This window comes from Okeania sp. SIO2F4 (genome assembly GCF_010672385.1).
Taxonomy (GTDB): Bacteria; Cyanobacteriota; Cyanobacteriia; order Cyanobacteriales; family Microcoleaceae; genus Trichodesmium.
On the sequence record NZ_JAAHGT010000162.1, the window covers coordinates 1338 to 13584 of the forward strand.

Below are 12247 nucleotides of genomic sequence, written 5' to 3' on the forward strand. Positions count from 1 at the left end.
ATATGAGATTTTATACCAGTATGTAAACCCACTCCCGACTGTGAAAATTCTGCTGCTAAAGTATATTGATGATTCATAATTCTTGTAATAATTTTTGAGGGTCTATAGAAATCCGAGATTATTTATAAATCATCCCAAAATGATGTAATAGAACTCTACTTTTTTTTGTTCAATATTTATTACTACAAAAAGGTGCATCGCAAAACAAATTCTTAAAAAAAGTTGCTCCAATTCATTTCAGACCGCTATATCTATCATTTTTCTCTCTTAAATTCTTCCCTCTTACTTTTTTACTTCTTCCTTCTTTAATTAATAATTATACGAATGCGAATATCTCCAATGCCTTATTCTGTGGAGAGAGTCGTAGAAACTACATATGAGATTTTATACCAGTATGTAAACCCACTCCCGACTGTGAAAATTCTGCTGCTAAAGTATATTGATGATTCATAATTCTTGTAATAATTTTTTATCGTCTATAGGAATCCTAAATTATTTATAAATCATCCCAAAATGATGTAATAGAACTCTACTTTTTTTTGTTCAATATTTACTACTACAAAAAGGTGCATCGCAAAACAAATTCTTAAAAAAAGTTGCTCCAATTCATTTCAGACCGCTATATCTATCATTTTCCCTCTTAACTTCTTCCCTCTTACTTTTTTACTTCTTCCTTCTTTAATTAATAATTATACGAATGCGAATATCTCCAATGCCTTATTCTGTGGAGAGAGTCCTAGAAACTACATATGAGATTTTATACCAGTATGTAAACCCACTCCCGACTGTGAAAATTCTGCTGCTAAAGTATATTGATGATTCATAATTCTTGTAATAATTTTTGAGGGTCTATAGAAATCCGAGATTATTTATAAATCATCCCAAAATGATGTAATAGAACTCTACTTTTTTTTGTTCAATATTTACTACTACAAAAAGGTGTATTGCAAAACAAATTTTTCAAAAGATTTGTTCCAATTCATTTCAGACCGCTATATCTATCATTTTTCCCTCTTAACTTCTTCCATATTAACTTCTTCACTCTTCCTTCTAAACTTATTCTTTCTAAACTTCTTCCTTCTAAACTTCTTCCCTCTTTCTTCTCTATTAATTATTAGCGATCGCTACTTGATACTTGTTACCAACTTTCTTGAGATGACAGCGCTTTTCAAATTGATGAACTACATCGCCCCAATCCGTTTTAGGGATAGGTAATTATCAATTATTTATTATCAATTATCAATTATTGAACATATTGTTTTTTTATGTATCAATATTTGAAAGATAAATATAATCACCTAACTATTATCCAATAAATGTAAAGCTATTTGTTCTAAACATCTGTGATAAATTGGCTGAATAAATTTATCTAAAGGATTCAAATCAACAATATAGTTGCCTACTTTTATTCCAACCGGTTCTAAATGCTTGCCGGAGATTTCTTGATGTAATAATCCTCGATTTTTCAAGGTATTTATTAACCAAATTACATCACTTTTATCTTGAATTTCTTTACTTTTGCCTCGATCTGTAATACTACCTGCAACAGTATCTTTAGAAAAAGAAATCATAGAAATTAACTGAAATAAATCACTATGTTTAATCAAAGATTGAGTTTGTTTTCTACTTGGTTTTGCTCCTAAACCAATTCGGTCTATTAATTTTGCTAAAGCCGGTACAGGTATGGCACTATTTGTATCACTAATATCTGGAGCCATTAACAAAGAATGCTGATTTAAAATAGTAGTTATACTGGGATGAACTTGATTGAAAATTATTTCTACCTTTTCTACCTCCTGACTATTAACATATTTTCTGAGTTTGTCTTGCCATCCATTTTCACTCATGAATTCTAGCAGCATAATATATTTGCAGCCCAAACTATGACCAACCCAAAAATATTTTGATTTGTCAGTATAGATATTATTTTGATAACCCAGTTTTTCCGCAAGTTCTGGCATTGCTTTTGCTAATATACTTTGTTCTTTTAATAAACTAATAGCAATAGGCCAGTGTTGGAAACTAAAGCGGAAAGGTAAAGCAATAATGCTGTATCCTTTAGCATACATTTGACTTAAGAAATAGCGATAAAAAATCGTTGGCAAACTGCCAAAAAAAGCTCCACCGATAAATTGGATAATTCCGCGAGGTTGAGGATGAAGTGCTACCCAACTGAAAGAAAGTGGTGTAAATTTTAAATTCATAATTTTATAGTAGGGAATAGGCTTTAATGAAGTCAGAAGTCAGAAGTCAGAAGTTAGAAGTTAGAAGTTAGAAGTTGTTTTTGTAACGGGGAAGAGTAGTTATGAGAAACAAGGAATTATAGAGGTTTGAATTTTTACTTATAACTTATAACTTCCGTAAATTACTGTATAGTTAAAGTTTTAAGCTTATAAAATCTTACTTTTGACTTTTGACTTTTGACTTTTGACTTTTAAAGATGCCAATAATCTAGCTATGGCATTGCTAATAGGTTGATTTGTTTCTTGCTGATAATATGTAAATCCTGGAGAAGGATTAACCTCAAAACAGTACCACTCACCTTCTGGAGTTTCTCGCAAATCTATGCCAGCTAAAGATAATTCCATTTCTGCCGCCATTGCTCTACATTTATTTTCTATATCTTCCGGTAAACGACAACTAAAAATTTCAGGAGCATTGGCAACTCCCGCGTAACGATAATCATCCGCAGCAGAACTAATAGCACAGGTAAATACATCTCCACCCACTACATGAACCCGATAATCCCTACCGGGTATATATTGCTGAAATTGAGTTGGACAAGAAACAACATTAGCCAAACGTTCGGTATGTTCTGGTCGCAACTGAGAAACCTTACTGCGGGTACTACTGACAGATTTGTAAATCACACTGCCATTGTCTTGCCAAAACTCATGTACCGCATTAGGAGTAGTAGTCACTAAAGTGTCAGGTACTTGAAACCCAAACTTACAAATTTGCTGTAACTGATACGGTTTAGAATTATTCGCTGCCATTGCTGAAAGACGATTCAAAACTAAGGCAGGAGTCATTTCTACCCATGACAACAAAGCATTATCTACTGCACTCGCGTGTTGCCAAGCATAACTGTCAGGTCCTGCTTCGATGATTTCTGGAAGTCTGAAGGAGTCGTGGGGGCGCAAATAAACTCCTGTGACTGCACTCAAGTCTATTTTGTGAGTGGGAGTGCAGATTTCCCCTGTAATTTTTTCCCCTACAGAAAGCTTAACTTCGGTTTCAAGAATTTCTCGTTGGTTGAGCAGTACATGAGGTATACCTAAATTTTGCAATTCTTTCTGTACTGCTGCTAAAGGTGAATCTCCGGGTAATCCCCACAACAGAATTAACATTTTTTTTCCTCGTTAAAAAAGCGGTCAGCAATCAGTCAAATTATTTTTTGAGCGTAAAGATGGGGATTTTCACCGCCATAGGTGCAAGGGATTTTAACCAGAGCTGCTAAAAGCTGATATAGCACTACGCAAATAGGGCGCGGACATTTATAAATGCAGATGAGACCCCGCGACGACGACAGTTGCAAGAGAACGCGCACCAAGCAGGTCAAAGTTAGTCAGGAATTACTTTTGACTTGCGCGTAGCCCTATAGCTAGTTAAAAAGCAGTCAGCACTCAGCACCTCAGCGGTCAGCATTAGGACTTTTTTTACGCCCTCGTCGGGGTTGAAATCCCCGACTCAACCTTCCGGTTTATAGAAACCAGGGATTTAACCCAGAGCTGCTAAAAGCTGTTAACACATTTCCGACCCAGGAGGCTAGCTGAAATGCTGATAGCTGATAGCTAGTTAAAATACTCCAGAATGGCAGTAGCGATCGCTGGTTGAGAAATATCTGCCCACAAATTAGCATCAAGAAATTCTGCATTAGCATCAGCTTGACTAAATTGAACAGTTAATAAGTCAATTCCAGCAGCATCAGCAAGAGTTCTTGCCTGATTTGCTAAGGTGGGGTCAACTTCACCAATACAACATTTACCAACAACAGTTACTGTTGCTGAATTTTCTGGAATTACCTCTGGCAAACTTTCCTTCCCTAGAGCAATATGTTGATGCAGAGGACGTACAGACATCCCCACTTGAGCAGCAGCATAAATCCATTGGGGCGATCGCCAATTCGGTCCAAGTAGACAAGTAGGTGTCGGTCGGTTGAGCATTGGACATTTTAGTGTATTTAACCAGGAAACCAAAAATGCTGTCATTTCAGCAGCTACATAAGAGCGATCGTTGGGAACAATATGAAAAAGTTCCTCTGGAAAAACTACAGGGAGGCGAGTTAACACACCTGTTATTTGTGCAACTTCTATAATTTTTCCTCCCACTACCACCGTAGAATTTTTGGTATTTCCCAGATGGTGTCGCCACCCAACCACTGATAAATCTTCAGGGGTGAGTAACGTTACACCATCACTTGCCGAATGTTCAACAAAAGACCGAGCAGACTTGTCATAGCTATTAGCAATAACAACAAGCACTACTCTACTCCTGTTTATCCGTTGTTAACAGCAGTTTCACCAACAGCAGGACGCTCTTCAGAAGATATGAAAGCTTCTTGTGTTGCTAGACGTTGTCCGATGTTATCGATACTTTGAGCCATTAAAGCGAGTGTTTGTTGCACTTCGTTTGTTGGGTTAGCGGTAACTGTTCCGATACTGTCGGGAATTTTTTCAATTTCTTTAACTTCTTTAATTTCTTTGATTTCTGGTTTTACTTCTTTAAGATCTTTTACTACTGGTCCAAGTTGAAATAGACTACTTCCAGTAGCAGTTGGTAAAGCATAAACCAGTTGGTCAAAGTCAGAAACAATAGGTGGATTTTCACTGACAAATGTGCCTCGGTGTTCGGGAGTTAGTAGCACATCAAATTGACCACCAGGAGCGCGCAAAAATATTTCCACAAATCCACGAATTTCGACTTCATCTACCTGTGGATCGAGAGTAGTAATATCTGGCTGTAAAATCACTAATCCTGTATCGTGGGCAGCTATTCCTACATTAAAAGTGAATTTACGAGGGTCTGAGGTGGGAGTTAAATTGCCAAATTCGTTATTACCTGATACATCACGAATAGTAATAGTATCAGCTAAGTTTAAGTTAGGTTCTGTAGCTGTAAATTGGAGTCGAAGCCTCAAGTCAGTGTTATTAGGATTAGCAATAGTTAAAAAGTAACCTTGGAGAACTTGACGGTCAGAATTAGGAATATTTCCCGGAGTAGGAGTGATCTTTTTTAAGAGTAGTTCAAAAGTTGAAACTAGCATTATTTATCCTCAACAAAAAGTAGTGTTGGTTATCAAATATGATTGATAACTTTGATTTTTTTTGGTGTTTTTTGTTCACCTGTATCTACCTTAGCCTGATAATTATTAACTGTGTAGGACAAAAACCTAAAAGTGATTTACATTTTTCTATCGGTAAGGCGATCGCGTTGCCAACGTGCCAAAATTTCTGCAGCAAGACGACGAATAGGTCGAGATGGTTGCCTTCTTTGTGCTGCCCATTTATCTACTGTATCTCTAGCGACTCCTAACATTAATGCTAAGGAATCTCTGGTTAATCCTTCTCGAATATAAAGCAATGTTAGAGGGTCTATTTCTTGAGTTTCTGCTTCTATTCGTGAAATAGCTATAGTTTTGGACATAAAAATTTTTTCCAAATTAGAACTTGTCATTTATACTACTCAGAACTTACTCACAATTTAGGTGTTATTCCCTAACTGCGGCAGAGTATCCTGTAGGGTAAAGTTTAGTTATCAGTTATCAGTACCTCTGGCGCTCACCATTGGGATTGAAATACAGAAATTGATTTTTTTTCATCCCCTTAAAAGGGGAGACTTTAGACCTGATTTTTTGGTAAAGTTGAGTTGCTGTATAAGTCCTGTTAGGTTTCATATCTCTGAAACTGCCATAGGTATGCATTTATTAATTAGGGCTTGCTGAAAAAGTCTGTTGGTAAGAGTAGGAGCCAGAAGTCAGGAGGAATAGGAATTATAGAAGAGGTAGTCAGAAGAATCCTCCCTTGATTTTCTGCCCAACTCTTGCTCAAAATGCGCTCCTAGCATGAAGCTGAAACACCTAAAAGGTGGTACTTTATTAGTATCTAAAAAGGCTAAAACCTTTATCTATCAATACTTTTATCTTTAATCAGCAAACCCTAATTAATAATTATTTAGGGTTGAAAATTTTTGTACTATTGAAAAACTTTCACCCTTTTTATCTCTAAAAGAAAATGCAGACAAGATTCTTACTCCCCATCCTCCCAATCCTCCCCTACTCCTTATTCGCGATCGCCACTTGATATTTATTACCAACTTTTTTCAAATTAAAGGCGTTAGAAGACTTTAAAAAGTCGAGAAATTTACCACTTAATTTCAACTGTTTCAGGATTGTAGTAATAGAATGACTATATTGTTTGTGAAATTCTGTGCCAATAATAGAAATGCAAATGTAGCCATGAGGAGCATGAGCAGCTAAAACTTCAATAATATTCACCAAAGCTTTTTCCAATTCTTTTGGAGACCTAATTATCTGTGAATTTACAGTCGGTACATTTTCAGCAGGTTCTGGAGAACTAATTATCTGTGAATTTACAGTCTGTATATTTTGGGCAGCGATCGCCACTTGATATTCTTTAGACCTTGGTTTTTTTTTCACTCTAAATTTAGGAGAGAATTTGAAAAAGTTATCCAGGTCATTGTTAATTTTTAAATCCTTTAATACCTGCCCCATATCCTCCCCAAATATTGCCATAAATTTTTCATCAACTAAGTTCAAATTCACAAAAATTTGATTCTTCTTGACTGGAATACTAGAGATTATTTTCATCACTTCTTGCTCAAATTCTGTTCGAGAATTAATCTCTGGTAAATCAACCCTCTTTGGCTGAATATTTTCCTCATTTTCAACTAATTCTGTAGCAATATTTTTAGCTGCAAAAATCTCCGCATCTTCGGAAACTACCTGTGGTAAATTTTGTTTAGACTCTCTAACTAGAGAAATTTCACATCGTTTCTCCAATAAACTAGCAATAATAGATAACTCAGAGCTGCGCCTACTAATTGACTCATTTTCCACTTGTAACAACTTTTGAATTTGTTCCACAAACTCTTCTAATGGTGGAATTTCTGTTGCCATCTTTAGGGAATAATGCCTCACCTCCAAAGTATTTCGATTTTCTATACTCAGAATATTATCTGGTTGTCTTTTCACCCGATAAACAGTCAAACCTTGATTTTGTAAACTATTACAAAGATGAGTCAATAACCAATCTGAAGAACAAACAAAAACAGCTTTGGCATCAGAATATTGTCTACCAATAGCTGCCCCCATAGACATCATTTGAGCATCAGCACTATTTTTACCTTCAGGAACATGAATAAGTTGATATCCACGCTCAAAAAGTTCTGCATCATATTTGCTCAAACTAGAGTTTTTCCAGTTAGCAAAAGCAATCTTAACTTGTAAAGAATATTCAGAAATACTTGCTAAAAATTGCTCTGCATTAATATCAATTTTCAGATTTTCAACATCTAATAATAAAATTGCAATTCCAGCTATGGGTGCTTCAGGTAAAGTCGTTGGCTCAGATTGGTTAACAGAAATTTCCTGCCCTATATTTGATGTAGAGAACTTTTCCATAAACTGCCGACCACAATCTTTGCAGCGATAGCGTTGACGATTATTGGGGCGACCATTTTTGCGTAGAGATATAGAACCACAACTGGGACATTTCATTTCTAAGTCAAAAGTCAAAAGTCAAAAGTCAAAAGTATTTACAGCAGTTATCTAGTTGATGAGGTACAAAGTTTTAGGACTTTAGGGAGTAGGGAGTAGGGAGTAGGGAGTAGGGAAAAAAGATTAATCTTAAAACCGTACCTCACGATCCTAAAAAGTGCTGTAATTTCAAATTCTATGTGAATCATCAGAATGGAGTTGCTGATTTCTTGACATCCTCTCCCGTTATAATCGCGAGATTTAACGGTAGGTTCCCAAACCTCACGATTTAGCGAGCTAAACGGGAAAAAGATTGAAAAATACTCCAACTCTCCCTATCTCCCCACCTACCCTGATATCATAACTCTTGTTTAACAAAAGTTAATAAAATTATGGCCCGCGACTTAAGAGGATTCCTGAAAATTTTAGAAGACCGAGGACAACTATGCCGAATCAAAGCTTTAGTTGACCCTGACCTAGAAATAGCAGAAATTTGTAACCGAATGCTACAAAAAGGTGGCCCTGCTTTACTATTTGAAAATGTTAAAGGGTCTAACCACCCCATAGCAATAAATCTCTTGGGTACGGAGGAAAGAGTATGTTGGGCAATGAATATGGAAAAACCCCAGGAGTTAGAAACGTTGGGTAAAAAACTGGGAATGCTGCAACAACCCAAACCACCAAAAAAGATTTCTCAAGCAGTAGAATTTGGTAAAGTTCTATTTGATGTAGTCAAGGCAAAACCAGGGCGCGACTTTTTCCCACCTTGTCAACAAGTAGTTATTGAAGGGAATGCTCTTGACTTAAACAAAATTCCGATGATTCGCCCCTATCCCGGAGATGCGGGTAAAATTATTACTCTTGGTTTGGTTATTACAAAAGATTGTGAAACAGGTACTCCTAATGTGGGAGTTTATCGGTTGCAGTTACAGTCTCGTAATACCATGAGCGTGCATTGGTTATCAGTCCGTGGTGGAGCGCGACATCTGCGGAAAGCAGCAGAAAATGGGAAAAAGTTGGAAATTGCAATTGCTCTGGGAGTAGACCCATTAATTATTATGGCTGCTGCTACTCCAATTCCGGTAGATTTATCGGAATGGTTATTTGCCGGACTTTATGGTGGTTCGGGTGTGAACTTAAATAAGTGCAAAACTCTAGATTTGGAAGTGCCTGCAGATTCAGAATTTGTTCTAGAAGGTACTATTACTCCTGGGGAAGTATTGCCGGATGGCCCCTTTGGCGACCACATGGGTTATTATGGTGGAGTGGAAGATTCTCCGGTGGTTAGATTTCACTGTATGACTCACCGGAAAGACCCAATTTATTTAACGACTTTTAGTGGTAGACCTCCAAAAGAAGAGGCAATGATGGCGATCGCTCTGAATCGGATCTATACTCCTATTCTGAGACAGCAAGTTTCAGAAATTGTGGATTTTTTCCTACCAATGGAAGCGCTTAGTTATAAAGCTGCGGTAATTTCTATTAAGAAAGCATATCCAGGTCAAGCACGACGAGCAGCTTTAGCTTTTTGGAGTGCTTTGCCACAGTTTACTTATACAAAGTTTGTCATTGTGGTGGATGAGAGTATTAATATTCGCGACCCGCGTCAAGTAGTTTGGGCAATTAGTTCTAAGGTAGATCCTTCTAGAGATGTGTTTATTTTGCCAAATACACCTTTCGATAGTTTGGACTTTGCGAGTGAGAAAATTGGTTTGGGTGGTCGGATGGGAATAGATGCGACGACAAAAATTCCGCCTGAGACTGACCATGAGTGGGGTGCAACTTTGGAGTCTGACCCGGATGTAGCGGCAATGGTGGATAGACGTTGGGAAGAGTATGGGTTGGATAATTTGAAGTTAGGGGAAGTTGACCCGAATTTGTTTGGGTATGATATCCGTTCAACAATTAATAATTAATAATTAATAATTAATAATTAATTATTACCTCAGCAGTTTTCAGGTCAATGAATCACATTTCATTAATTTGAATAACTACTTCAGATGATACAAACTATATCAAGCAAGGAATGATTTAGTATTGTAATGGTAAGTCCCCAGCGACTGGAACGGAGTGGAAGGAAGCAATCTCAGGGATTTTAGAGATTGCTTCCTATCGTCGTAATGACAATTTTTCAGCCAAATTCTATATTATTCGAGGGAATATTCATAACAAATTTTATAAACAGAAAAACAAATCTTTCTGGTGAAGATATTTCTACTTTTGCTTCGGGAATTTATACTCATTCAAAAATTAATAATGAATAATTACCTCAGCAGTTTTCAGGTCAATGAACCACATTTCATTAATTAATAATGGATAATGAATAATGAATAATTACTTCAGATGATACAAACTATATCAAGGAATGATTTAGTATTGTAATTGTAAGTCCGCAGCGACGGTCACTCCGTGGAAGGAAGCAATCTCGCGCCACCCCTGAGATTGCTTCCTTTCGTCGCAATGACAAATTTTTAGTCTGATTCTATATTATTCGAGGGAATATTCATAACAAATTTTATAAACAGAAAAACAAATCTTTCTGGTGAAGATATTTCTACTTTTGCTTCGGGAATTTATACTCATTTTTTATAGCTGTTTTTTTCTTCAATTTGTTAATTTTAATATGTCGTTATTTGAAAAATAATTTATGCCATTTCAACCTGTATATAATGATGAAAGCACTGTAAAAATTGATGAATTAACAAAGCGTTTTACCGATTTTTCCAGTGCTAATTGTGCTAGTAACTTAGCAAAAAAACTGTATTCGGAAATGCAAAAGTTTGATAGTAATTTAGATACTGAGAATGAAGTTGGAGTAAAACTTGTATCATTTGGTTAAAACATAACTTTTCATGTATCAGACATTAGCTACTCCGATCCTAGTTTGATTATGTTTCATGGATTTACAAACAATGGAGAACCAGTTAAATTAATGCAAAACGTTTCGCAAATTAGTTTAATTTTGATAGTTTTGCCAAAGTTAGAACCTGAAAAACCTAAACGAAAAATTGGTTTTATTCAAAATAATTGAAAGATGACCCTGATTATTATTTAGGTATATAGCAATTCTAAATGATTTATAATTCACAACCCTAATAGAATTGCTATATGAATAGATAGAGAAAACTAAACAAAAAAATAACTACGACCTTAAAAGACTAAACTTCAATTCTCAAGTATCCCTCAAACTATATATAAATAAATTTATATAGCAATCCTAAATCATTTGTGAAAATTTTTAGAATAGTTAATATTAACGGAAAACATGAGCAAATTCTGACTCCTGACTCCTAATTACCACCAAAATATTACAACTGAAATAGGATTGCTATAGCAGCAATTACTGTTAAGACATTCTCAAATTATTAAATATAGTCCGTGCTACGAATTTAACTTCTGACTTCTGACTTCTAATGCCAAATCCGGTAGTATCGGTATAAAAAAGCAGAGAAACCGGGTTTGTATTAAATTCCCTACAATACTAACATTGACCTCCGACAAACCCGGTTTTTTTACTCCGAATTAAGCGGATTTGATCTAATCACAATTTGAAAAAAGAATGTTACAAAAATCCTTCATTTTTTCTTACTTTTAACTTTTGACTTTCTTTATCAAAAGTGTGCTGAATGCTTAAAGCTATATCTACTAAATTTTAACCAAAAATTATCATTTTTCATGCCTACCTTTATCTTGTACAAAAAGGACAGTAAAATTAATTTATAGTAGTCGCCATTACTATTAGGACATTCTCAAATTCTCAAATATAGTCCGTGCTGCTTTCTTTAACTTCTGACTTCTGACTTCTGACTTCTTACTTCAGCTATAGGTGTCTATGAATATACAGATGACTCCTATCTGTCTAATTTTGCTAAATTAATATGTCTACAAACAGAGTAAAATACAGTTACTATCGGGAAAAGCGGGAATGGTTAACAGTTATTTTGCAAATGCAATATTCGGTTATTCCCGCTATTATTTTTAGGGTGACATTCTGCGGATTATTTGGTTTTCTTATTTCTGTACTTTACTACCTAAATTTTCCTGTTACTTTGCCAACAAAAAGTAGTCTTGTTCCTAGTTTAGTTTTAGGTTTACTATTAGTTTTTAGAACAAATACAGCTTATGAAAGATTCTGGCAAGGGCGACAGTTATGGGGAATTATTGTTAATACAGTTAGGAATTTTGCACGACAAATTTGGGTTGCAGTAGAAGAAAATAATTCAGCCGATAGAGAAGGAAAAGAGGAAATAATGAGGTTATTAGTAGCTTTTGCGATTGCTGGTAAATTACATTTGCGCGGTGAGAATGTTAATAGAGAATTAGAGGGATATATGCCTAAAGATTGGTATGAAAAACTCAAAAAAATGAACCATCCTCCTATTCATATTGCTTTTTTAATAGGTGATTATCTTCAGCATCAATATGAACGTGGTTGTATTAATCCCTATCAACTTACCGCGATGTTTCGGTTGTTAGATAAAATGGTTGAAGCTTTAACAGGTTGTGAGGGAATTTTGAAGACACCTATTA

The 12247-nt window shown here is 35.6% G+C and carries 10 protein-coding genes; 4 read left to right on the top strand and 6 right to left on the bottom strand.

The features are described from left to right. Window positions 1-1298: 1298 nt before the first annotated feature. From F6K22_RS12865 to F6K22_RS12890, 6 genes are all read right to left on the bottom strand, one after another. The gene (locus F6K22_RS12865; protein WP_293097972.1) at window positions 1299-2204 is read right to left on the bottom strand and encodes a DUF1350 family protein; all 906 of its coding nucleotides are present in this window, start codon (window positions 2202-2204) and stop codon (window positions 1299-1301) included. Between the two features lie 186 nt (window positions 2205-2390). Next, a complete protein-coding gene (locus F6K22_RS12870) occupies window positions 2391-3350 on the bottom strand; it encodes an ATP-grasp domain-containing protein (protein ID WP_293097975.1) in 960 nt (319 codons plus the stop codon). A 444-nt stretch (window positions 3351-3794) separates the two neighbouring features. Further along, on the bottom strand, window positions 3795-4484 hold the full coding sequence (locus F6K22_RS12875; protein WP_293097977.1) for a hypothetical protein: 690 nt from the start codon (window positions 4482-4484) through the stop codon (window positions 3795-3797). Between the two features lie 14 nt (window positions 4485-4498). Continuing rightward, on the bottom strand, window positions 4499-5266 hold the full coding sequence (locus F6K22_RS12880) for a hypothetical protein (RefSeq protein WP_293097980.1): 768 nt from the start codon (window positions 5264-5266) through the stop codon (window positions 4499-4501). 137 nt (window positions 5267-5403) lie between these two features. Then, window positions 5404-5646 (bottom strand): helix-turn-helix domain-containing protein, encoded by a 243-nt coding sequence (locus F6K22_RS12885; protein ID WP_124146224.1) that lies wholly within the window; start codon window positions 5644-5646, stop codon window positions 5404-5406. 628 nt (window positions 5647-6274) lie between these two features. Beyond that, window positions 6275-7738, bottom strand: a complete 1464-nt coding sequence (locus F6K22_RS12890; RefSeq protein WP_293097983.1) for an IS1/IS1595 family N-terminal zinc-binding domain-containing protein — start codon at window positions 7736-7738, stop codon at window positions 6275-6277. A 371-nt stretch (window positions 7739-8109) separates the two neighbouring features. On the opposite strand from F6K22_RS12890, the gene F6K22_RS12895 reads away from it, so the two are divergent. The 4 genes from F6K22_RS12895 to F6K22_RS12910 all read left to right on the top strand — a co-directional run. Next, window positions 8110-9633: a UbiD family decarboxylase gene (locus F6K22_RS12895; protein WP_293097985.1), complete on the top strand. Its 1524-nt coding sequence runs from the start codon at window positions 8110-8112 to the stop codon at window positions 9631-9633. A gap of 731 nt (window positions 9634-10364) precedes the next feature. Further along, window positions 10365-10556 carry a hypothetical protein gene (locus F6K22_RS12900; protein ID WP_293097988.1) on the top strand — a complete coding sequence of 64 codons (192 nt, stop codon included), beginning with the start codon at window positions 10365-10367 and terminating at the stop codon, window positions 10554-10556. A 3-nt stretch (window positions 10557-10559) separates the two neighbouring features. Next, window positions 10560-10748 (top strand): DUF6173 family protein, encoded by a 189-nt coding sequence (locus tag F6K22_RS12905; protein WP_293097994.1) that lies wholly within the window; start codon window positions 10560-10562, stop codon window positions 10746-10748. 847 nt (window positions 10749-11595) lie between these two features. After that, the coding region (locus F6K22_RS12910; protein ID WP_293097991.1) for a bestrophin family protein at window positions 11596-12247 on the top strand (652 nt) is incomplete at its 3' end.